Here is a 22,665-nt window from a genome sequence, read left to right as displayed (position 1 = left end):
CCGAGCCGCCGACACGGCCCGCGCCCGGTCCGGCGGCCCTACACCGGGCCGGACGCCCAGTCCCAGGCGGTGAGCGCCGCGCGCATGAGGCGCGCGGCGCCCGCCGGCTCCCCGGCCGCGCTCCTGAGCAGGGTCAGGGTGCGCCGGCAGTCGGGGCCCTCGACGGCGATCCAGGCGACCGGGGCACGGGTGGCGCTGCGCCGCGCCATGTCCGGGATGAGACCGATGCCGAGCCCCGCGCCGACCAGGATGGCCGTGGCGCTGGGCTCGTCCCCCTGACACACGATCTTCGGAGGCGCGAGGCCGTTGCCGGTGAAGAGCCGGTCGAGGAGCCGCCGCTGCCAGTGCCCCCGGTGCGTCGTGACGAAGGGCTCGTCGGCCAGCTCGGCGACCGTCACCGAGGCCCGGCCGGCCAGCGGGTGGTCGAGCGGGGCGACCACCCACACCGCCTCGTCCAGGAGCTCCACCGCCTCCAGGCCCTCCCCGCGCACCGGCTGGGAGGCCACGCACAGATCGACCTCCCGGGCGCGGAGCCGGCGGGCCATCTCCTCGGCGTCCATTTGGTGCAGCTCGACCTCGACCGCCGGATGGGCCCGCTTGAACGCCCCGAGCGGACCGGTCAGCGTCAGGAAGGTCTCCGAGCCGAGCCGTACGGTGCCGAACCCCTCGCCCGTGCTCTCGGCGACGGCCCGGCGCCCCGCGTCCAGCTCCCCCAGGGAGCGCTCCACATGCCGGAGGAAGATCCGCCCCGCGTCGTTCAGCCGCAGCCGGCTGCCGCGGTCGAAGAGCGGCGTGCCCAGGTCGCCCTCCAGACGGGCGATCGTGCGGCTCAACGAGGGCTGCGCCACGCGCAGTTCCTCGGCCGCGCGGCTGAGGTGCTCCAGCCGGGCCACCACGACGAACTGCCGGAGCGAGTGGAGATCCATCATGCCCCCCGAGACATAGCTCCATAGCGATATTGATCTTGGACAGGATATCGCCGCGGTCATAGCGTCGAAGCGTTCACCCACCGACGACACGAGGGGGAGGGGCGCCTCATGCTGAGGAGCGTATGGCGGGCCGTCGTCACCGCGCACGTGGTCGCGGTCTTCGGACAGCCGGTGTTCGCCGGCGTCTATCTGAGCGGCGACTTCGACGGACTCGGCCTGCACGGGACGGGGGCCGACGTCGTCACCTCCCTGTGCCTGGTCCAACTGGTCGTCGCGATCGTCCTCTGGGCACGGCTGCGCCGCTCCTGGCCCTTCCAGGCGACGCTGGGCCTGGCGGTCGCCGAGTCGCTGCAGTACGTGGCCGGGACGGCCGGCGCCCTGTGGCTGCACATCCCGCTCGGCGTGTTCACCGTCGTCGGCGCCGCCCTGCTGTTCGTCGCGGTGTGGGCCCGGCCCCTCGTCCGACGGGAGACCGCCGATGCCTGAGCCGATGACCCGACGCCGGGCCCTCGCGGTCGGCGGCGCGCTCGGGGCGATGGCGGCCGGCGGACTCGCGACCGCGGCGGCACTCTCCCGGCGCCCCGCCCTCACCGGCGCCGAACTGCGCAGCGCCGTACCGCTGCCGCCCCCGTACACGATCCCGCTGCCGCTCCCCGCCGTCCTCGCACCCGTGGCCACCTCCGGCGGCACGGACCGCTACGAGATCGTGCAGCGCGCGACGACGGCGGAGATCCTGCCCGGCATCAGAACGCCCCTGTGGACCTACGGCGGCACCTTCCCCGGCCCCACGATCGAGTCGCGCCGCGGCCGGCCGGTCACCGTGACGCACCGCAACGAACTGCCCGTCCCGACCGTCGTCCACCTGCACGGCGGACGCACCCCCGCGGACTCCGACGGCTACCCCACCGACCTGGTCATCCCCGCGGGCTGGCCGGCGCCCGGCACCCACGGCGCACCGCACCCGGCACACCCGGGAACGGCGGCCGGCGCCCCCCACCCCATGCACGACCCGAGAGCCGTACGGACCCGGCTGACCCGCGACTACACCTTCCCGCTCGACCAGCGCCCGGCGCTGCTCTGGTACCACGACCACCGGATGGACTTCACCGCCCCGGCGATCTGGCGCGGCCTGGCCGGGTTCCACCTCGTGCGCGACGCCGCCGAGGAGGCGCTCGGGCTGCCCGCCGGGCCGCGGGAACTGCCCCTGATGATCACGGACCGGGCGTTCGCCGCCGACGGAAGCCTCGACTACCCGTCCCTCGACCCCACCCTCCGCACCCGCCCCGGCGTCCGCGAGCCGTACCTCGCCGGCGTCCTCGGCGACGTCGTCCTGGTCAACGGCGCCCCCTGGCCCGTCCACGAGGTCGACGCGGCCCGCTACCGGCTGCGCGTCCTGAACGCGTCGAACGCCCGGCACTACGACCTGGTCGCCGTCGACGGCGACGGCCGCGGCCTCCCCCTCGTCCAGATCGGCTCCGACCAGGGCCTGCTGGCGGCACCCGTCACCCACGGGAGCCTGCCGATCGCCCCGGCCGAACGCTACGACCTCGTCGTTGACTTCACCCACCAGCCGGTCGGCGGGCTCGTCCGCCTCCTCAACCGGCTCGGCAGCGGCCGCACCCGCGACGTGATGGCCTTCCGCGTCGCCCGCCGGGCCGCCGATCCCAGCCGCGTCCCCGGCACCCTCGCCACCGACCTCCCGACCTGGCGCCGCCGGGACGCGGTCCGGGTCCGCGACTTCGCCTTCCGCGCGGGCCGCATGGGCGAGGACGGGAAGCACGGCTGGCTGATCGGAGGCCGGCCCTTCGACCCGGCCCGCTCCGACGTCCGGGTCCGCCTCGGCGACGTCGAACTCTGGCGCCTGGTCGCCGACGTCCACCACCCGGTCCACCTCCACCTCACCGGCTTCCGCGTCGTCTCCCGCGGCGGCAGGCCCCCACGGCCCCACGACGCGGGCCTCAAGGACACCGTCTCCCTCCGCCCCGGCGAGTCCGCCGAAATCCTCACCCGCTGGGACGGCTATCGCGGCCGCTACCTCTTCCACTGTCACAACGCCGAACACGAGGACATGGGCATGATGGCCAACCTGGAGGTCGTCTAGCCCCCCGTCCCCGGCGCCGACCCACCCGGACCCCCTCACCCCGGCCGGGGGCGCCCTGATCCCACCGCCAGGCCGTGCGCCCCCGACCGGCCGCCTCCCCACGCACCGCCACCCCCATCCACCCGCCAGGCCGTGCCCCACCCCCAGGCCGTGCCCCGCCCACCCAGCCGCGCCCCTACCGCACCCCCTCAACCGGCCGCCTCCCTACCGCACCGCCGCCCCACCCGCCAGGCCACGCCCGGCCGGTATCCCTCGTTCGGGTCATCCACACCCGGTCGCCGGACAAACCCCGACAACCCCCGGCACGCTGTCGTCCATGCGTGCCGCACCCCTCGCCGGAGGCGCCCCCGGGCCCGACGCACTCCGCCCGCTGCTCGACACCGCCCTCGACGCCCTCCGCGCCGGCGCGGAGGAACGCGGCGGACCCCTCCCGGCCGGCGGCCCCGAAGCCGTCGCACAGCGCCTGCGCGACGTCCTCGCCGGCCCGGCCCTCACCGAGACCGGGACCGGCCCGGACGAGGCCCTGCGCACCCTCGTCCACGCCCTCGCCGCCGGCGCCGCCGACCCCGCGCACCCCCTCTGCGCGGCGCACCTGCACACCCCGCCCCTCGCCCTCGCGGCCGCCGCCGACCTCGCCGCGTCCGTGCTCAACCCGTCCATGGACTCCTGGGACCAGGCCCCGGCCGCCTCAGCGCTCGAAGCGCTCGTCTCGGCCGCGCTCGCGGCCGAGGTGTTCCCGGCGGCGCCCGCCCCCGACGCCCTCGTCACCACCGGCGGCACCGAGTCCAACCAGCTCGCCCTGCTCCTCGCCCGCGAGCGCCACGGCTCCGTCCGAACCGTCGTCGGAGCCAACGCCCACCACTCCTTCCACCGCGCCGCCTGGCTCCTCGGCCTGCCCGAGCCGGTCGTCGTGCCCGCCCCCAGCGGCACCATCGACCTCGTCGCCCTCGACGAGGCCCTCACCGATCTCGCCGGCCGCCCCCTGCTCGTCGCCGCGACCGCCGGCACCACCGACGCCGGCCTGATCGACCCCCTCCCGGAGATCGCCGACCTCTGCGCGGCCCACCCCGGCACGGAACTGCACGTCGACGCGGCCTACGGCGGCCCCCTCCTGTTCAGCGACACCCACCGCCCGCTCCTCGCCGGCCTCGACCGGGCCCGCACCGTCACCGTCGACCTGCACAAACTGGGCTGGCAGCCGGCCGCCGCCGGACTCCTCGCCCTACGCGACGCCGCCGACCTCGCCGTCCTCGGACACACCGCCGACTACCTGAACGCGGACGACGACACCGAAGCCGGCATCCCCGACCTCCTCGGGCGCTCCCTGCGCACCACCCGCCGCCCCGACGTCCTCAAGACCGCCGTCACCCTGCGCGCCCTCGGCCGCAGCGGACTCGGCGCCCTCGTCGACGCCTGCACGGCACAGGCGCAGCAACTCGCCGACCTCGTCGAGAAGACCCCCGGCCTGGAGCTCTACGCCCGGCCCACCCTCACCACCGTCCTCTTCCGGCCGCACGACGCCACCGACGCCACCGTCGCCGGCATCCGCCGCACCCTCCTCACCGAAGGCCGCGCCGTCCTCGGCCGGGCCACGGCCGACGGCCGGCTGTGGCTCAAGGCCACCCTGCTCAACCCCCACGCCACCCCGGACGACCTGGCAGCGCTCATCACCCTCGTGGAAGGCGGCATCGACCGATGACCGGCAGCACCCCCCAGCACGACCTCGACCACCCGTACGACCTGGTGGGCGTCGGCATCGGCCCGTTCAACCTCTCGCTCGCCGCCCTCGGCCACGGCGTCCCCGGCGGCCTCGCGACGGCCTTCTACGAGCAGCGCCCGGCCTTCCACTGGCACCCCGGACTCCTCATCGAGGGCGCCACCCTCCAGGTCCCCTTCCTCGCCGACCTCGTGACCCTCGCCGACCCGGCCAGCCCCTGGACCTTCCTCAACTACCTGCGCGCCCGGGACCGCCTCTTCCCCTTCTACTTCGCCGAGAAGTTCCACATCCAGCGCGCCGAGTACGACGCCTACTGCCGCTGGGTCAGCGAACGCCTCACCGGCCTCCACTTCGCCCACCAGGTCGACTCCGTCCGCTGGAACCCCGAACGGCGCCTGTTCGAAGTCGACTACACCCACCTCGACCCCGACGGCGAGGCCGCCGCCCTGGGCCGCTCCTACACCCGCAACATCGTCCTCGGCGTCGGCACCGAACCGTACGTCCCCGAGCCGCTCCGCCCGCTCGCCGAGGCCCCCGGCGTGCCCGTCTTCCACTCCGCCGACTACCTCGCGCACCGCGAGACCTTGCTCGCCGCCCCACACGTCACCGTCATCGGCTCCGGCCAGTCCGGCGCCGAGGTCTTCCTCGACCTGCTGCGCGCCCGCCCCGCCGGCCGGGAGGGGATCCACTGGCTGGCCCGCACCGAGGCCTTCGCCCCCATGGAGTACTCCAAACTGGGCCTGGAACACTTCACCCCCGACTACACCCGCTACTTCCACGCCCTGCCCGAACACGTCCGGGGCGAACTCATGCCCCGCCAGTGGCAGCTGCACAAGGGCATCGACGCCGACACCATCGCCGCCATCCACGACGAGCTCTACCGCCGCACCCTCCACGGCGGCTGGCCCGACGCCGTCCTCACCCCCGGCGTCCGGGTCCGCACCGCCGGCCGCGTCGCCACCACCAAGGTCGAGCTGCACCTGGAACACCTCCAGCAGTCCACCCGCTCCCGGCTCACCACCGACGCCGTCGTCCTCGCCACCGGCTACCGGGAGCGCCCCGTCGACCGCATGCTCGCCGGCCTCGACCCCTACCTCCGCCACGACTCCGCCGGCCGCGCCCGCATCGACGCCGACTACCGGCTGGTCCTCGACCCGTCGGTCACCGGATCGGTCTACGTCCAGAACGCCGAACGGCACACCCACGGCGTCGGCGCCCCCGACCTGGGCCTGGCCGCCTGGCGCAGCGCCGTCATCCTCAACTCGGTCACCGGCAAGGAGACCTACCCGCTGCCCCGCCGCACCGCCTTCACCAGCTTCGGCCTCGACGCGCGAGAGGCGCCCGGCATTCCGGCCCAGGGCCGGAAGCTGACGCCTCTCGCTCGCCACCTGTGACGCCCGCGCGCCACCCGTGACCCCTTGGCCCGGTCGTCGGAATCCCGCCTGCCCCGCGACGACACCTGACGCCGCGGGGCCGCCCTCCGGGCAACGACGGGAGTGTGACGACAGGACCTAGAAGACCGGCACGCCGTCCCGGGTCAGCTTCCAGTCCACCGACGCGAACGCGCCCGGGTCGACCGTCCCCTTCGCCTTCACCCACTGGATGATGGTGTTGCGGATCTCGTCCGAGTTCGCCCACAGCTGCTGCGCCTTGGCGACGTGCGGGAACGCGCCGCCACCACTGGCCCGGTAGTTGTTGACCGCGAGCACGAACTGCGCCGCCGGGTCCAGCGGCCTGCCCTGGAAGGTCAGGTTCGCGATCCGCTGACCGGCCGGCTTGGCGATGTCGATGTCGTAGGACAGACCCGACACCGCGTCGTAGTTGTAGTCCGGCGTGTTGTCCGCGTTGGTGAGCTTCGCGGTGTCCACGGGCGCGCCCGCAGGGGTCTGGACGTAGTACCGCGCCGAGTACTCCAGGTAGTCCCTGAGCTGGGCGCCCGTCATCAGACGGGCCTCCAGGGTGTTCTCGAAGGGATAGAGACCGGCGGCGTCCTTGATGGAGACCGCGCCGGCCGGGATGCGGGCCGTCCGGGAGAAGCAGGAGGCCTGCGACAGCACCGGCAGGTTCGCGTACGCACCGCCCGCCAGGGCGGCCTTCACGGTCTCGGCCTGGACGACGTTGATCAGATCGATGATCGGCTCGTCCTTCCACGGCGCGTCGGCCGTGGTCATGGCCGCGGTGGAGGTGCCGATGACCTGGTTGACGTACGCCACGACCTTCTTGTGCTCGTCCGCGAGCAGCCCGGTGATCTCCGGGTCCTCGGCCACCGTGTTGGAGTTGAGGACCGTGGCGCCGGCCTTCTCGACGACCCAGCGGCCCTTCTCCCACACCAGCTCGAAGTCGAAGAGGGTCAGACGCTGGCCCCACTTGAGCGGCTCGGACAGGACGACGTCCTTGCCGGTCGCCTTGTTCGTGACCCGGTACTCGGGGATCTCGGTGTGCGCGTGACCGACCAGGATCGCGTCGATGCCCGGGACCTGCTCGGCCACGAGGGCGGCCGCGTTCTCCACGTACGGCAGCTGGTCCCCGTACGAGGAGGTGCCGCTGGAGCCCGAGTGGGCGGACACGATCACCACGTCCGCGCCCATGGAACGCAGCTTCGGCACCCACTTCGCCGCCTGCTCCTCCAGGCCGGGGAAGACCATCTTGCCGGAGACGTTCGCCTTGTCCCAGATGGCGATGCCCGGGTTGGTCAGCCCGAGGACGGCGACCGTCACGTCCCGCCCGTGCGGGGTGCACAGGCGGTGGAGGCTGAACGGCGGGAAGGCCGGGCGCAGGGTCTTCGCGTCGAGCGCGTTCGCGCCGAGCAGCGGGAAGTCGCACTGCTGCTGGAACTTCCGCAGCACCGGGATGCCGTAGTTGAACTCGTGGTTGCCCAGCGCCGCGGCGTCGTAGCCGATGGCGTTCATGGCCTGCGCCATCGGGTGGACCGGGCCGCCGGCCTGGGTGATGGGGTCGACCTTGGCGTAGTAGTAGGACAGCTGGGTGCCCTGGATGGTGTCACCGGCGTCGATGAGCAGGGTGTTGCCCTCGCCCTTCGCCGCGCGCACCTGGTCGACCAGGGTGGAGATCTTGGCGAGGCCGACGTCGTTGTGGGCCTTGTCGTCGAACTCCTTGTCGGTGAAGTAGTCCCAGTTGAAGACGTTCCCGTGCAGGTCGGTGGTGCCCATCACGGTGAAGGAGTACCGCTTCCGCGGGTGCGGACGGCCGGCGCCGGCGGTCTGCTCGGCGGCCTCGGCGGGGGCGGTGACGGCCCCGGCGAGGGCCACACCGGCCCCGGCGGCGGCCGAGCGCTCCAGGAACGTCCTGCGGTTCAGCGGCATGAGTGTTTCTCCCCTTTTGTTCTGTGGCGCAGGCGCGTTCGTCGGCGCACAACGCGCGTAGATTCTGGCTCAGACCGCGCGGTCGCAACAGACCTTTCGAGTTACGGAGTGGGAAAGTGTTCGGTATGACGCAACAGCACCCCACCGCCGAGGCCCCCCAGGTGACGGTCCGCGGCGAGGGCCGCCTGGAGGTCGAACCCGAGCTCGCCCGGATCGGGGTCGCCGTGCGCGCCAGGGGCACCGACCGGAACGCGGTCCTGGCCGCCCTGACGGGCCGTAACGCCGAGGCCATCGCCCTCGTGAAGTCCTACGGCGACGCCGTCGCCGCACTGGAGACCGGCGCCCTGTCCGTCACCCCGGAGCCCGCCCGGCACGGCCGCGGCGAGCGGGCCCGCGGCTACCAGGGCTGGGTCCACCTCACGGCCGAACTCACCGACTTCACGGCCCTCGGCGAACTCGTCACCCGCCTCGCCGACCTGGAGTGGACCCGCGTCGACGGCCCCTGGTGGGCCCTGCGCCCGGACTCCCCGCAGCACGCCGAGGCCCGCCGACAGGCCGTACGGGAAGCCGTGCGCCGCGCACGCGAGTACGCCGAGGCGCTCGACACCTCCCTGGTGGCGCTGCTCGAACTCTCCGACACCGGACTCGGCCCGGGCATGCCCGCGCCGGCCGGCGGCATGCGCATGGCCTTCGCGGCCGAGACCGCGGAGGCGCCCGCTCCGCTGGACCTGGAACCACAGCGCCAGACGGTCACCGCGGAGGTCGCCGCACGCTTCACGATGGCCCCTCCCGCACTCTGAGACGAACGCCTATTCGGCCCGTCACGCGCTCATCGGAGCAACCCGGCGCACAAATTCAATACTTGTCAACAACCTTTCACGGAAAGGTTGTTGAGTAGTCATGCCCGGCCCCTTCGCTACCCGCTGGTAAGGCCTAGGCTCGTCCTATGCGCCGAGCAAAAATCGTCTGCACCCTAGGGCCCGCCACCGACACATACGACCAGATCAAGGCGTTGATCGAGGCCGGAATGGACGTCGCCCGCTTCAACCTCAGCCACGGCAGCTACCTCGACCACGAAGTGCGCTACCAGCACGTCCGCAAAGCCGCCGAGGAAACCGGCCGCAGCGTCGGCGTTCTCGCCGACCTTCAAGGTCCGAAGATCCGCCTCGGGCGATTCCGCGAAGGCCCCGTACTCCTTGAACGCGGCGACAGCTTCACCATCACCGTCGAACCGGTGGAAGGCGACCGCCACCAGTGCGGCACCACCTACGCCGGCCTCGCCGACGACGTCACCACCGGCGAACGCATCCTCGTCGACGACGGCCGCGTCACCCTGGAGGTCACCTCCGTCGACGGACCCCGCGTCCACACCCGGGTCGTCGAAGGCGGCATCATCTCCGACAACAAGGGCCTCAACCTGCCCGGCGTCGCCGTCTCCGTCCCCGCCCTCTCCGAAAAGGACGTCGACGACCTCCGCTGGGCCCTGCGCACCGGCGCCGACGTCATCGCCCTCTCCTTCGTCCGCAGCGGCCGCGACGTCGAGGACGTCCACCGCATCATGGCCGAGGAAGACCGCCGGATCCCGGTCATCGCCAAGATCGAGAAGCCGCAGGCCGTCGACAACATCGACGACATCGTCGCCGCCTTCGACGGCATCATGGTCGCCCGCGGCGACCTCGGCGTCGAAATGCCCCTGGAACAGGTGCCGATCGTCCAGAAGCGGGCAGTCAAACTCGCCAAGCGCAACGCCAAGCCGGTCATCGTCGCCACCCAGATGCTCGACTCGATGATCGACAACTCCCGGCCCACCCGCGCCGAGGCCTCCGACGTCGCCAACGCCGTCATCGACGGCACCGACGCCGTGATGCTGTCCGGCGAGACCAGCGTCGGCAAGTACCCCATCGAGACCGTGCGCACCATGAGCCGGATCGTCGAGGCGGCGGAAGAAGACGTCCTCGCCAAGGGCCTCCCGCCCCTGACCGACCGCAACAAACCCCGCACCCAGGGCGGCGCCGTCGCCCGCGCCGCCGCCGAGATCGGCGACTTCCTCGGCGCCAAGTTCCTCGTCGCCTTCACCCAGTCCGGCGACACCGTCAAGCGCCTCTCCCGCTACCGCTCCCCGATCCCCCTCCTCGCCTTCACCCCCGACCCGGCCACCCGCTCCCAGCTCAACCTCACCTGGGGCGTCGAGACCTTCCTCGGCCCGCACGTGGACTCCACCGACGCGATGGTCGCCCAGGTGGACGAGGAACTCCTGCGGATCGGACGCTGCAGGAAGGGGGACATCGTCGTCATCACGGCGGGCTCGCCCCCCGGCGTCGCGGGCTCCACCAACCTGGTCAGGGTCCACCACATCGGCGACCCGGTGGCCAACTGACGCTCAGTACTCGGGGCCGACGCGGTCGAGGGCGTCGGTGAGGAGCCGGATGATGTCGGCGGACGAGGTGGTGAAGAAGGAGCGGGGGTACTCGTACCGCTTCCGCTCGTGCCGTACGCCTGTTCCATGGAAGTGCATGCAGCCACTCTGTGTGATCCGATGTGGCTGCATGTAGCAAAAAGCGAAGACTCACGCGAACGTGAGCCTCCGCCTTCCATCGCTGTGCCGGGTGCGGGATTCGAACCCGCAAGCCTTTCGGCGCGGCCTTTTGAGGGCCGTGTGTATGCCGATTCCACCAACCCGGCAACGTTGCTTGTCGGAGTGTACCCGGTGACCGGCGCTTCCCTCAGCTGGGTAGGCTGCTGGCAGCAGCAGATCTGCCCTGGAACGAGGAGCCCCCGTGACCGCCCCCGAGTCGCCCCAGCCCGACGCCGATGACGCCGCCGCGTCCCACGTCCCGCCGCTGACGACCCGTGTCGTCATCGCCGAGGACGAGGCCCTCATCCGTCTCGACCTCAAGGAGATGCTGGAGGAGGAGGGCTACACCGTCGTCGGTGAGGCCGGCGACGGCGCCACGGCCGTGGAGCTCGCCCGGGAGCACCGTCCCGACCTGGTCATCCTCGACGTGAAGATGCCCGTCCTCGACGGCATCTCGGCGGCCGAGAAGATCGCCGGCGAGTCCATCGCCCCGGTCCTGATGCTGACCGCCTTCTCCCAGCGCGAGCTCGTCGAGCGGGCCCGGGACGCCGGGGCCATGGCCTACCTGGTGAAGCCGTTCAGCAAGAGCGACGTGGTGCCGGCGATCGAGATGGCCGTGTCGCGTTTCGCCGAGTTGCGCGCTCTGGAGCAGGAGGTCGCCGATCTCTCCCAGCGCCTGGAGACCCGCAAGCTCGTCGACCGTGCCAAGTCGATCCTGCAGACGCAGTACGGCCTGACCGAGCCGGCGGCGTTCCGCTGGATCCAGAAGACGTCGATGGACCGTCGCATGTCGATGCAGCAGGTCGCCGAGGCGGTCATCGAGGACGCCGAGGAGAAGAAGGCGGCCAGGGCCAAGGAGCAGTAGGAGGCTCCGTCCCGGACCGTGGCCCCGTACGCGGCGGTGACCCGCGGACACGGCGAAGGCCCGCCCCACGGCTGTGTGGGGCGGGCCTTCTGCTTGCGGGGTGGGGCTACTCCTCGCCGAGGTAGGTCTTGCGCACCTCGTCGTCGTGGAGCAGGTCCTGGCCCGTGCCGGACAGCTTGATCTTGCCGACCTCGAGCACGTAGGCGTGGTCCGCGAGCGAGAGCGCGGCCTGTGCGTTCTGCTCGATGAGCAGGATCGTCATGCCTTCGGACTTGAGGGTCGAGATGGTCTCCATGATCTTCTGCATCATGATCGGGGAGAGGCCCATCGACGGCTCGTCGAGCATCAGGAGCTTGGGCTGGGACATGAGTGCCCGGCCCATGGCCAGCATCTGCTGCTCTCCGCCGGAGAGGGTGCCCGCGGCCTGCTTGCGACGCTCGCCCAGGATGGGGAAGAGGTCGTAGGCCTTCTGGACGTCCCGCTCGATGCCGTCCTTGTCCTTGCGGAGGAAGGCGCCGAGCTGGAGGTTCTCGGCGATGGTGAGCCGGGGGAAGATGTGCCGGCCCTCGGGCGAGTGGGCGAGGCCGAGCGAGACCACCTTGTGGGCCGGGATGCCGTTGAGCCCCTGGCCGTCGAAGCTGATCTTGCCCGAGGTGGGCTTGATGAGTCCCGACAGGGTCCGCAGGGTCGTGGTCTTGCCGGCGCCGTTGGTGCCGATCAGGGCGACGACCTGGCCGGCCTCGACGGAGAAGGAGATGCCCTTGACGGCCTCGATCTTGCCGTAGGCGACCCTGAGGTCCTCGACCTCCAGAAGTGCGGTCACTTGGAGTCTCCTTCGGTGGTGCTGTCCGCTTCCGGGGAGGCGGGGGTCGCGGCTGCCTCGGCCGCGGGTTCGGGCTCACCCTCGCCGTCGGCGGCAGCCTCGGGCTCGGCTTCGGCAGCGGCTTCGGCGTCCGCGTCGGCCTCGGGTGCGGCCTCCGTGTCGGCGTGGGCCGCGGTCGCCTCGGCGTGGGCCTCGGCGGCCTCCACCTCGGCGAGCTCCTCGGCGCCCGGCGCGTCCTCGTAGGGGGTGCCCAGGTAGGCGGCCACGACGCGCTCGTCACCCTGGACGACCTCGGCGGTGCCCTCGACGAGCTTCTCGCCCTGGACGAGGACGGCCACCCGGTCGCACAGCTTGAAGATGAACTTCATGTCGTGCTCGATGACCAGGACGGCGATGCCGCGGTCGCGGATCGCGAAGACGAGCTCTTCGGTGGTGCGCGTCTCGGCCTGGTTCATGCCGGCCGTCGGCTCGTCGAGGAGCAGCAGGCCGGGGTCGCTGGCGAGCGCGCGGGCGATCTCCAGCTTGCGCTGTTCGCCGTAGGGCAGGTTGCGCGCGAGGTGCTCGGCCTTGGCGGCCAGGCCGACGAACTCCAGGAGTTCCATGGCCCGGGCGCGGGAGGCGGCTTCGGCCTTCTTGAAGCCGGGGCCGCGCAGCAGCGCGGACCACAGGCCCTCCTTGGTCCGGGTGTGGCGTCCGACGAGGACGTTCTCCAGGACCGTCATGTTGGAGAAGAGGCGGATGTTCTGGAAGGTGCGGGCGATGCCGGCCTGGGTGACCAGGTGCGGCTTCGGCGGCAGGACCGTTCCCTTGTAGCTGACCTGGCCCTCGGTCGGGACGTACAGACCGGTCAGGCAGTTGAAGAAGGTGGTCTTGCCGGCGCCGTTGGGGCCGATGAGGCCGACGATCTCGCCCTCGCGGACGGTGAGGTCGACGTTGCGGACGGCGGTCAGGCCGCCGAAGCGCATCGTGACGCCGCTGGCCTGGAGGACGGTGGCGGCCGTGGCCGTCGTGGTGCTGGTTTCGGTGGTGGTCGTCATGGCGTTCACGCCTCCGCCTTCGCCGTGCCGATGCCCGACTCCGCTTCCGCGGGCTGTCGTTGCTCCGGTACGTCGACCTGGTCGTCGTTCTCGTGGAATTCCAGCTTGGCCCGCTTGTTGGCGATGAGGCCCTCGGGGCGGAAGCGCATCAGCAGGATCAGGGCGATGCCGAAGCCGAGCAGCTGGTAGTCCTGGAGGAAGGAGAGCTTGGCCGGGATCAGGAAGAGCAGGGCGGAGCCGACGATGGGGCCGGAGATGGTGCCCATGCCGCCGAGGATGACCGCTGCGAGCAGGAAGGCGGAGTTCGGCGGGACGGGGCCGGCGAACACGTAGTTCTCGGGGACCACGGTGGTGTTGACGTGGGCCTGTACGGTGCCCGCGAGGCCGGCGAGGGCCGCGCCGAGGGCGAAGGCGACGAGCTTCACGCGGAAGCCGTTGATGCCCATGGCGGTGGCGGCGGTCTCGTCCTCGCGGATGGCGACCCATGCGCGGCCGATGCGGCTGTTGCCGGCCCGGGAGAAGACGACCACGACGAGCGCCATGATGAGGATCATGAGCAGGTAGTAGTTGGCGTAGGCACCGAGCTCGACACCGAGGACGGTGTGGGACTCGCCGAAGTTGTAGCCGAAGAACTCCAGCTGCGGGATGTTCGGGATGCCGTTGGGGCCGTTGGTGATCTGCGGGCCGGAGGTGCCGTCGAGGTTGCCCATGGCGATGCGGAAGATCTCTCCGAAGCCGAGGGTCACGATGGCGAGGTAGTCGCCGCGCAGTCGCAGGGTCGGGGCGCCGATGACGACACCGAAGACCAGGGAGGCGGCCATGCCGGTGAGGGCGGCGGCCCAGAAGGGGAACTGGACTCCGAAGGCGGAGGAGGTGGCGCCGGAGACCAGGGCCGCGGTGTAGGCGCCCACGCCGAGGAAGGCGACGTAGCCGAGGTCGAGCAGACCCGCGAGGCCGACGACGATGTTCAGGCCGAGGGCGACGGTCGCGAAGATCAGGATGTTGACCGCGATCAGCGTGTAGGTGTCGCCGCTCTGCTGGATGAACGGGAAGGCGATCGCCATGACCAGGCTGGCGGTGACCGTCACCTGGCGGTTGCGCGCGGTGATCTGGGAGAGGCGGGCGGTGAGACCCGACTTGACCAGCGCGGTGGTGGCGAAGGCGACCAGGATCAGGTAGGCGATGAAGAGCTGCGGCTCGGAGTCGTCGGTGTCGATGCCGAAGGTGACCACGAAGAGGCCCAGGGCGAAGACGGCGACGATGATCAGGACCTCGGCCCAGGACGGCAGCTGCTTGGCCGGGGCGGCCTTGCGGGTGTCGTCGGGCACGTTGTACGCGGCGACGGCCGGGACGGCGGCGGCGAGGACGGCGATGCCGGCGCCGGGCTCCAGGTCCACCAGGGCTCCGAGCTCCACGATGATCGAGAGCGCGGTGAACAGGGTGGTGGCGAAGGTGCCGAGGGCCAGGATCCACAGGGCCTTGCGGGAGCCGGTCGGGGAGAGCCAGCCGAGGCCCTTCACGCCGAGCGCGGAGAGCGCGTACAGCCCGGTGAGGACGGCTCCGACCAGCGTGAGCAGCTGGAGCGGGGCGGGGTTGCCGTAGATCGTGAGGTTGCCGGGGAAGGCGGTGGTCCACGTCCAGGCGAGGAAGGTGGAGGCGGCGGTCGCGACGGAGCCGGCGACGGCCGTCCAGAGGAGCCCGGTGGGGGCGCCGGAGGTGGTGGCCACGGTCTCGGTGGCCTCGGTGGTGAGGGTCTTCTCGCTCATGGTGCTCACGCCCTGTCCGCGACGCGCTCGCCCAGCAGGCCCTGTGGCCTGACGAGGAGTACGAGGATGAGGAGGACGAAGGCCCACACGTTGGACCAGGCACCGCCGCCGAGCTGCTGCATGCCGGGGATGTCCTCGATGTAGGCGATCGAGAGGGACTCGGCGATGCCGAGGACGACGCCGCCGACCATGGCGCCGTAGATGTTGCCGATGCCGCCGAGGACGGCCGCGGTGAAGGCCTTGAGGCCGAGGATGAAGCCCATCTCGAAGTTGATCTGGCCCTTGTCGAGGCCGTAGGCGACCGCGGCGACGGCGGCGAACGCGGCACCGATGGCGAAGGCCATGACGATGATGCGGTCGGTGTTGATGCCCATCAGCTTGGCGGTGTCCGGGTCCTGTGCGGTGGCCTGCATGGCGCGGCCGCTGCGGCTCTTCGAGACGAAGATGCCGAGGGCGAGCATGCACAGGGGGGCCAGGGCGAGCACGAAGGCGTCGGCGCGCTGGATCTGGAGGCTTTCGGTGATCTTGAAGGCCTCGCCCTTGAACTCGGGGAAGCTGACGGCCTTCTTGGCGTCCGGGTAGAACTGCCACACCAGCTGCTGCAGTGCGATGGACAGGCCGATCGCGGTGATCAGGGGGGCGAGCCGGGGCGCGTTGCGCAGCGGCCGGTAGGCGAACCTCTCGGCGGCGGTGGCGACGGCCACGGAGGCGATCGCGCCACCGACGATCATGAGCGGGATCGCCACCAGAAGGGACGTTCCGCTCGGCAGAGCGGTGTAGGTGGTGAGGGCGCCGAAGCCCCCGATCATGAAGATCTCGCCGTGGGCGAAGTTGATGAGCTGGACGATGCCGTAGACCATGGTGTACCCGATGGCTATGAGGCCATAAAGGGCACCGAGGGCAAGGCCGTTGGCCAGCTGTTGCGGCAGTTCGTGCACCGCAGGCCTCCGATGAGCTTGTCGGATAAGACTCCGCGCGAGGGCGCTGTTTGCGCCCTCGCGCGGCTGTGGTTCAGGTGGTGCGGGGCTCCCGGCCGGTGGCCGGGGGTGTGCTTACTGGTTGAAGGTGTCGCTCTTGACGTCGACCCACTTGCCGCCCTGGACCTTGTAGACCGTGAGCTGCTTGTTGGTGGTGTCGCCGTACTCGTCGAAGGAGACCTTGCCGGTCACACCGTCGAAGGAGACCTTGCCCAGGGCCTCGGTGACCTTGGCGCGGGCGTCGGTCGGGACCTTGCCGCCGTTGGCGGCGACGACGGCCTTGACGGCCTGGATGATCGCCCAGCCGGCGTCGTAGGAGTAGCCGCCGTAGGCCGCGTACGGGTCCTTGTAGCCGGCCGCGCTGTAGTCCGCGATGAACTTCTTGGCGGTGTCGAGCTTCTCGACCGGGTAGCCGATCGAGGTGGCGAGGTCGCCCTCGTTGGCCTCGCCGGAGGCGCTGATGAAGGCCGGGTCGTAGATGCCGTCGCCACCCATGACCGGGACCTTGGCGCCGGTCTTCTTGATCTGGTCGGAGAGCAGGCCGCCCTCGGGGTACTGGCCGCCGAAGTAGACGGAGTCGGCGCCGGTGCCCTTGACCTTGTCGGCGGTGGAGGAGAAGTCGGTCTCCTTCACGGTGACGTGGTCGGTGCCGACGACCTGGCCGCCGAGGCGCTTGAACTCGTCGGTGAAGATCGCCGCGAGGCCGGCGCCGTAGGTCTGCTTGTCGTCGACGACGAAGACCTTCTTCTTGCCGGCGTCCTTGAAGAGGTACTGGGCGGCGAACTTGCCCTGGACCACGTCGGTGGCGGCGGTACGGAAGTAGGTCTTGAAGGGGCGCTTGAACTCGCCCTTGCCCCAGTTGTCACCCTGCGACAGGGAGGGGTTCGTGTTGGCGGGGGAGACCTGCGCCAGGTTGGCGGCCGCGAAGACGCCCTGCATCTGCTGCGAGACGCCGGAGTTCAGCGGGCCGACGACACCGACGACGTCCTTGTTGCCGACCAGCTTGGTGGCGTTGGCCTGGCCGGAGGCGGGGACGGCCTGGTCGTCGAGGGCCTCGATCTTGAAGGTGACGCCCGGGACTTCCTTGTTCTTGTTGGCGGTCTGGACCGCCAGGTCCACGGAGTTCTTGATGCCCTGGCCGAGAGCGGAGAGCGAGCCGGTGAGCGGGGCGTCCACGCCGATCACGACGGTCGTGCCGCCGCCGGCGTTGTCGCCGCCGTTGCCCTTGTCGTCGCGCGAACCGCAGGCGGTGAGGGTGAGCGCTCCCGTGGTGAGCACGCTGGTCAGGATGAGCAAAGAACGGTGTCGCACGAAAAATCCTTTCCCTGGCGCGGCCCCCTCAAGCTGAGGCGGTGCCGTGAAGCTGTGTAGCTAGAGGTGCCGTTTTCGATGCCGGGCCGTACTGGTGGAGCAGGGCCGTGCAGAGGAAGCGCCCGGCGGCGCGGTGACTGGCCGTGACTCTAGGCGCAGCCGGGGAAGGTGGGGGAGCGCCCAGGTCAGGATGTGACTGTCTTGTTATGCCGACGGGGGGAACCGGTGTACGACCCATGGGCAAACCGGGTCATATGGGTCGGCAGTGCGGTGTTCACATAGTGAGAACGCCCAGTTCCGCTAAGGGGCTTGGGTAGATCATGGTCCTGACGAGCACGTCGAAAGGGTCTCCGGATATCGGACACATGCCCCATTGCCAGCGGACGGAGGGGGTGGCCGGGGCAGGCTGCCCCGACAGGGCGTGAATGTCACTCAGTGTCACGGCGAGGATGGCTGGGATCCGCTGGTAGGAACTCTCTGTTCGCTGGGCGGGCGCCAGTTCTCCGAACTGCCGGTCGCCCCCTTCGCCGCCTCGCAGCGCCGCCGCGTCTCCCGGTCGGTCAGTGCGAAGGCCGCCTCCCGGCCGTCGCGCCGCTCCTCCGTCCGGGCCGCGACCAGCACCTCGTCATGGATCGCGTACTGCTCGTTGGACATGCCCTTCTGCTCCCAGTCGAGCCCCGCCCATTTGCTGCCTTTCAGGGCCTCTTTCACCCAGTACGACACGAGATCGGTGCACACGTCGGCCGGTGTGCTCGCGCGCGGACCGGGGTCCCGCGGCGCCCCCTCGCACCCGGTGGCCAGGGCGAGGATCGTGAGGAGAGCGACCCCGCCCACCCCGATCCGCTTGCATATCACGGGAGTTGGGCGTACGTCCGGAGAAAGTCGCGGGCACCCGGCGTATCCAGCCGGTACGCCACGTTGGTCGCGTAACAGGGCGTGTCCCCGGTGATCGTGGTCGCCACGAGGGTGAACCGCCCGTCGACGGCCGCGAAGTTCGGGCCGCCCGAATCCCCGTAGCAGGCACCGCCGTTGCCCTGCGGAGCGGTCATGCCGAGCCGGATCCAGGACGGGTTCAGCGCATGGAACGTGACGGGCGCCTTCATCCGCACACCGCCCCCGGGATGCGTGTGCCCGCCGGGTCCGCGGCGCGCCTCCTGGGTGCCGTATCCGGCGACGAGAAAGCCGGTGTCGTCCAGTCCCCGGGGCACCGGCGCGTCCAGCGCACCCGCCTTCGGCAGCGAGGCCGGCGTGAAGGACCAGCGCTCCGCGATCCTCGCGGCAGGCAGTTCGATCACGGAGATGTCGTGCGAGTCGGAGGCGGGTCCCGGATACGCGGGGTGACTGTGGGCCGTGCCCTCGACGGCCACGGCGCGGGCCACGGCATCCGGCCGCCCGGGATACGCGGCGGCCGCCCGGTCGAGCTCCCCCTGCACGTCCTGGTCGAGCGACACGAAGAAACGCACGTTCTCCGGCCAGTCCGTCGTGCAGTGCGCCGCGGTCAGGAAGGTGTCCGCGTCGATCATGGTGCCGGAGCAGACCCAGTCCACCCGGTCCGGCGTCCCGGGATCGGCGTCGTCGTCCCAGGTCGCGACCAGGGCGCCCACCTCGGTGCGCTCGGGTGCGGGGGCGGCGTTGTACGAGTTGATCGCCGCTGACGGCGTCGCGGTGGCGAGCACGGCGGCGCAGGCGGCGGCGACCAGGATGGTGGCGCGTGGCGCGGTCACGGATGTCCCCTCGCTGTAGGAGTGGAACGTTAGTGAACCGGTTGGCCTCCGGGGCGACAAGAGGCCTGAAGGAAAAGGGAGTTGTGCCGGGGGAGAGGTGCGGCTTCGTCCGCTGCGGAGCGGGGGCCGGGGAAGCCGGTGGTGGGTGCGGCTCCCCCTCGGGGGCAGCCGGGCGCGGCGGGGACGGCGGGGACGGCGGGGACAGCCGGGCACGGGGCCCGGGGCGCAGTCGAGGTGAGGGGCGCCCGGAGGTGGCGGCGATCCTCTCGACCGGAGCCGGGGGCCCGCGGTCCCGGATCCCCGTCCCGGCGGAGGCCCGGGACCGCGCACACCCGCGGGTTCTCCGCGTCAGGCCACGCCCGCGCTGGCAGGCCGGGCCGATCCCGGGACGCCGGACCGGGGGTCAGGCGCCCTCGGCCCGGCCCGCGGCCGGCAGGCCGGGGGGTCAGGCGCCCTCGGCTTGGCCCGCGGCCGGCAGGTTGTCCGCGTCCTTGGCGCCGATCTCCCGCAGCATGCAGGTCAGCCGCGCCGAGCAGACCCGCTTGTCCTGCTCGTCCGTGATCACGATCTCGTACGTGGCCGTGGAGCGGCCGCGGTGCACCGGCGTGGCCACCCCCGTCACCAGACCGCTGCGGGCGCCCCGGTGGTGCGTGCAGTTCAGGTCCACGCCCACGGCGATCTTGGACACCCCGCCGTGCAGCATCGAGCCGATCGACCCCAGGGTCTCGGCGAGCACCGCCGAGGCGCCGCCGTGCAGCAGCCCGTACGGCTGGGTGTTCCCCTCCACCGGCATCGTGCCGACCACCCGGTCCGCCGACGCCTCCAGGATCTGCACACCCATCCGGTTCCCCAGGTGTCCGGCCGAGAAGAGGGCCGGCAGGTCCACACCGAGCGAGGCGTACTCGTCGATGACCTCCTGCGGGAACTTCACATGCTGCTGCTCACCCATGGCCCGGCTCCGTTCGTCTTCGTACGGCTGTCGATCACTGTCTACCGCCACCGCGCACCCACGCGCCACCACGGTGCTGAGCAAGCGCTTAGGCGGACGGCTTCGGGGATTCTTCCAGACGCACGATCACGGACTTGCTGGCGGGGGTGTTGCTGATGTCGGCCGTCGACCCCAGCGGCACGAGCACGTTCGTCTCCGGGTAGTACGCCGCAGCGCAGCCCCGGGCCGTCGGATAGTGCACCACCCGGAAGCCCGGCGCCCGCCGCTCGACGCCGTCGGTCCACTCGCTCACCAGATCCGCGTACGACCCGTCCGCGAAGCCCAGCGCCGCCGCGTCCTCCGGATGCACCAGGACCACCCGTCGCCCGCCGGTGATGCCCCGGTAGCGGTCGTCGAGACCGTAGATCGTGGTGTTGTACTGGTCGTGCGAACGCAGCGTCTGCAGCAGCAGCCGCCCCTCCGGGACCCTCGGGAACTCGACCGGCGCCGCCGTGAAGTTGGCCTTGCCCGTCGCCGTCGGGAACCGGCGCTCGTCCCGCGGCGCGTGCGGCAGCGCGAAACCGCCCGGACTGCCCGCGAGCCGCGCGTTGAAGTCCTCGAAGCCGGGGACCACCCGCGCGATGCGGTCGCGGATCACCGCGTAGTCCGCCTCGAAGTCCTCCCACGGCGTGGCCGAACCCTCGCCGAGCACGGCCCGCGCCATCCGCGCCACGATCGCCGGCTCGGACAGCAGCTGCGGGCCGGCCGGCGGCAGGTTGCCGCGCGAGGCGTGCACGAGGCCCATGGAGTCCTCGACCGTCACGAACTGCTTGCCGCTCTTCTGCACGTCCTTGTCCGTGCGCCCCAGCGTCGGCAGGATCAGCGCGCGCCTCCCGGTGACCGCGTGCGAGCGGTTCAGCTTCGTCGACACGTGCACCGTCAGACGCGCGTTGCGCATCGCCGCCTCGGTCACCTCGGTGTCCGGGGTCGCGCCCACGAAATTGCCGCCCATGGCGAAGAACACCTTCGCCTCGCCGTCGCGCAGCGCCTCGATCGACCGCACCACGTCGTAGCCGTGACGGCGCGGCGAGGTGATCCCGAACTCCTTGTCCAGGGCGTCCAGGAAGGCCGCCGCGGGCCGCTCGAAGATGCCCATCGTCCGGTCGCCCTGCACGTTGGAGTGCCCGCGCACCGGGCACACCCCGGCGCCCGGCCGGCCGATGTTGCCGCGCAGCAGCAGGAAGTTGACCACCTCGCGAATGGTCGGCACCGCGTGCTTGTGCTGGGTGAGGCCCATCGCCCAGCAGACGATGGTCCGCTCCGAGGCGAGCACCATCTCCAGGGCCCGCTCGATCTCCGCCCGGGAAAGACCGGTCGCCGCGAGCGTCTCGTCCCAGTCGGCCGCCTTCGCCGCCGCCGCGAACTCCTCGTACCCGTGGGTGTGCGCCCCGACGAACTCCTCGTCGACCGCCCCCGGCGTCTCCAGCACCAGCTTGTTGAGCAGCCGGAACAGCGCCTGGTCGCCGCCGATCCGGATCTGCAGGAACAGGTCCGTGAGCGCGGCGCCCCTGAGCATGCCCTGCGGCGTCTGCGGGTTCTTGAACCGCTCCAGGCCCGCCTCCGGCAGCGGGTTCACCGAGATGATCCGCGCCCCGGCCGCCTTCGCCTTCTCCAGGGCCGACAGCATCCGCGGGTGGTTCGTCCCCGGATTCTGCCCGGCGACCACGATCAGGTCGGCCTGGTGCAGGTCCTCCAGGGAGACGCTGCCCTTGCCGACGCCGATCGTCTCGTTGAGCGCGGAGCCCGAGGACTCGTGGCACATGTTGGAGCAGTCCGGCAGGTTGTTCGTGCCGAACTCGCGGGCGAACAGCTGGAGCAGGAACGCCGCCTCGTTGCTCGTGCGGCCCGAGGTGTAGAACAGCGCCTCGTCGGGCGAGGAGAGCGCGGTCAGCTCCTCCGCGATGATCGAGAACGCCCGCTCCCAGGAGACCGCCTCGTAACGGTCGGCGCCCTCGGGCAGATACACCGGCTGCGTGATCCGGCCCTGCTGGCCCAGCCAGTAGCCACTGCGGGTCGCGAGGTCCGCCACCGGGTGCGCGGCGAAGAAGTCCGGCGTCACCCGGCGCAGCGTCGCCTCCTCGGCGACCGCCTTCGCCCCGTTCTCGCAGAACTCCGCCACATGCCGCTTCTCGCCCTCGGGCCAGGCGCAGCCGGGACAGTCGAAGCCGTCCTTCTGGTTGACCTTGAGCAGGGTCCGCGCGGTCCGCCGCACGCCCATCTGGGCCTGGGCGATCCTCAGCGTGTGCCCGACGGCGGGCAGCCCGGCGGCCGCGTGCTGCGGCGCCGCGACCTGCGGCGCGTCCTGAACCGGATCGCCGACCGGCGGCTTGCTGACCATCGCGCTCTCCCTTGAGCGGTGAAGACCTCGTACGGCCCGATCCTGTCACGCCCCACCGACAACGGACCACGCACCGTCGGCCGACCGTCCCGCGGACCCTCCGTCAACAGGCGGCCGCTCGCGGTCACGGCCGGGGCGGGCGGAGGAGAGGAGTGGACGGGAATGTCGGTGGCGCGTGGCAGGATCGTCCC

Annotated in this window: 19 protein-coding genes and 1 tRNA gene; 7 read left to right on the top strand and 13 right to left on the bottom strand. The window is 71.4% G+C overall.

Annotated features, from left to right (window positions below):
* Nucleotides 1–38: 38 nt before the first annotated feature.
* Complete coding sequence (locus ACGF1Z_RS06875; protein WP_393000767.1) at nt 39–929, bottom strand: LysR family transcriptional regulator; 891 nt, start codon at nt 927–929, stop codon at nt 39–41.
* A gap of 108 nt (nt 930–1,037) precedes the next feature.
* Between ACGF1Z_RS06875 and ACGF1Z_RS06870 the strand changes: the two genes are divergently transcribed.
* The 4 genes from ACGF1Z_RS06870 to ACGF1Z_RS06855 all read left to right on the top strand — a co-directional run bounded on the left by ACGF1Z_RS06870 (nt 1,038) and on the right by ACGF1Z_RS06855 (nt 6,141).
* A complete protein-coding gene (locus tag ACGF1Z_RS06870) occupies nt 1,038–1,415 on the top strand; it encodes a hypothetical protein (RefSeq protein WP_393000765.1) in 378 nt (125 codons plus the stop codon).
* Nucleotides 1,408–3,030, top strand: coding sequence for a multicopper oxidase family protein (locus ACGF1Z_RS06865; protein WP_393000763.1), 1,623 nt, complete (start codon nt 1,408–1,410; stop codon nt 3,028–3,030). The genes ACGF1Z_RS06870 and ACGF1Z_RS06865 overlap by 8 nt, the downstream gene beginning before the upstream one ends.
* Before the next feature lie 316 nt (nt 3,031–3,346).
* A complete protein-coding gene (locus tag ACGF1Z_RS06860) occupies nt 3,347–4,729 on the top strand; it encodes a pyridoxal phosphate-dependent decarboxylase family protein (RefSeq protein ID WP_393000761.1) in 1,383 nt (460 codons plus the stop codon).
* Nucleotides 4,726–6,141, top strand: a complete 1,416-nt coding sequence (locus tag ACGF1Z_RS06855) for a lysine N(6)-hydroxylase/L-ornithine N(5)-oxygenase family protein (RefSeq protein ID WP_393000759.1) — start codon at nt 4,726–4,728, stop codon at nt 6,139–6,141. The genes ACGF1Z_RS06860 and ACGF1Z_RS06855 overlap by 4 nt, the downstream gene beginning before the upstream one ends.
* 117 nt (nt 6,142–6,258) lie before the next feature.
* On the opposite strand, the gene ACGF1Z_RS06850 is transcribed toward ACGF1Z_RS06855, so the two are convergent.
* The gene (locus ACGF1Z_RS06850) at nt 6,259–8,070 is read right to left on the bottom strand and encodes a bifunctional metallophosphatase/5'-nucleotidase (protein ID WP_393000757.1); all 1,812 of its coding nucleotides are present in this window, start codon (nt 8,068–8,070) and stop codon (nt 6,259–6,261) included.
* 125 nt (nt 8,071–8,195) lie between these two features.
* Between ACGF1Z_RS06850 and ACGF1Z_RS06845 the strand changes: the two genes are divergently transcribed.
* Nucleotides 8,196–8,870, top strand: coding sequence for an SIMPL domain-containing protein (locus tag ACGF1Z_RS06845; RefSeq protein WP_393000755.1), 675 nt, complete (start codon nt 8,196–8,198; stop codon nt 8,868–8,870).
* A gap of 146 nt (nt 8,871–9,016) precedes the next feature.
* Nucleotides 9,017–10,447 carry a pyruvate kinase gene (gene pyk / locus ACGF1Z_RS06840; RefSeq protein WP_393000753.1) on the top strand — a complete coding sequence of 477 codons (1,431 nt, stop codon included), beginning with the start codon at nt 9,017–9,019 and terminating at the stop codon, nt 10,445–10,447.
* A gap of 3 nt (nt 10,448–10,450) precedes the next feature.
* Here the strand turns inward: pyk and ACGF1Z_RS06835 are convergent, their stop codons facing one another.
* Entirely contained in the window at nt 10,451–10,585 is a 135-nt protein-coding gene (locus tag ACGF1Z_RS06835) for a hypothetical protein (protein WP_393000751.1), read from the bottom strand.
* Nucleotides 10,586–10,670: 85 nt separating this feature from the next.
* Nucleotides 10,671–10,752: transfer RNA gene (locus ACGF1Z_RS06830), tRNA-Leu, on the bottom strand.
* Nucleotides 10,753–10,847: 95 nt separating this feature from the next.
* Between ACGF1Z_RS06830 and ACGF1Z_RS06825 the strand changes: the two genes are divergently transcribed.
* Nucleotides 10,848–11,510: an ANTAR domain-containing response regulator gene (locus tag ACGF1Z_RS06825; RefSeq protein WP_393000749.1), complete on the top strand. Its 663-nt coding sequence runs from the start codon at nt 10,848–10,850 to the stop codon at nt 11,508–11,510.
* Between the two features lie 106 nt (nt 11,511–11,616).
* Here ACGF1Z_RS06825 and ACGF1Z_RS06820 read toward each other — a convergent pair whose 3' ends face one another.
* The 9 genes from ACGF1Z_RS06820 to ACGF1Z_RS06780 form a co-directional block, all read right to left on the bottom strand.
* Entirely contained in the window at nt 11,617–12,333 is a 717-nt protein-coding gene (locus ACGF1Z_RS06820; RefSeq protein ID WP_393000747.1) for an ABC transporter ATP-binding protein, read from the bottom strand.
* A complete protein-coding gene (locus ACGF1Z_RS06815; RefSeq protein ID WP_393000745.1) occupies nt 12,330–13,370 on the bottom strand; it encodes an ABC transporter ATP-binding protein in 1,041 nt (346 codons plus the stop codon). Before ACGF1Z_RS06815 ends, ACGF1Z_RS06820 begins: the two co-directional genes overlap by 4 nt.
* A gap of 5 nt (nt 13,371–13,375) precedes the next feature.
* Complete coding sequence (locus tag ACGF1Z_RS06810) at nt 13,376–15,136, bottom strand: branched-chain amino acid ABC transporter permease (protein ID WP_393000743.1); 1,761 nt, start codon at nt 15,134–15,136, stop codon at nt 13,376–13,378.
* Between the two features lie 5 nt (nt 15,137–15,141).
* Nucleotides 15,142–16,074, bottom strand: a complete 933-nt coding sequence (locus ACGF1Z_RS06805; protein WP_393000741.1) for a branched-chain amino acid ABC transporter permease — start codon at nt 16,072–16,074, stop codon at nt 15,142–15,144.
* A 114-nt stretch (nt 16,075–16,188) separates the two neighbouring features.
* A complete protein-coding gene (locus ACGF1Z_RS06800; RefSeq protein WP_393000739.1) occupies nt 16,189–17,424 on the bottom strand; it encodes a branched-chain amino acid ABC transporter substrate-binding protein in 1,236 nt (411 codons plus the stop codon).
* A 438-nt stretch (nt 17,425–17,862) separates the two neighbouring features.
* Nucleotides 17,863–18,162, bottom strand: a complete 300-nt coding sequence (locus ACGF1Z_RS06795) for a hypothetical protein (RefSeq protein WP_393000737.1) — start codon at nt 18,160–18,162, stop codon at nt 17,863–17,865.
* Nucleotides 18,163–18,275: 113 nt separating this feature from the next.
* A complete protein-coding gene (locus ACGF1Z_RS06790; protein ID WP_393000735.1) occupies nt 18,276–19,148 on the bottom strand; it encodes a trypsin-like serine protease in 873 nt (290 codons plus the stop codon).
* A gap of 445 nt (nt 19,149–19,593) precedes the next feature.
* Complete coding sequence (locus tag ACGF1Z_RS06785) at nt 19,594–20,097, bottom strand: PaaI family thioesterase (protein WP_393000733.1); 504 nt, start codon at nt 20,095–20,097, stop codon at nt 19,594–19,596.
* 88 nt (nt 20,098–20,185) lie between these two features.
* Nucleotides 20,186–22,474, bottom strand: a complete 2,289-nt coding sequence (locus tag ACGF1Z_RS06780) for an FdhF/YdeP family oxidoreductase (RefSeq protein ID WP_393000731.1) — start codon at nt 22,472–22,474, stop codon at nt 20,186–20,188.
* Nucleotides 22,475–22,665: the final 191 nt, after the last annotated feature.

Source organism: Streptomyces sp. NPDC048018, from assembly GCF_043202995.1.
In the GTDB taxonomy this organism is placed as follows: domain Bacteria; phylum Actinomycetota; class Actinomycetes; order Streptomycetales; family Streptomycetaceae; genus Streptomyces.
The sequence above is the reverse complement of the archived record's forward strand: the minus strand, read 5'-3'. Positions and strand labels throughout refer to the sequence as shown.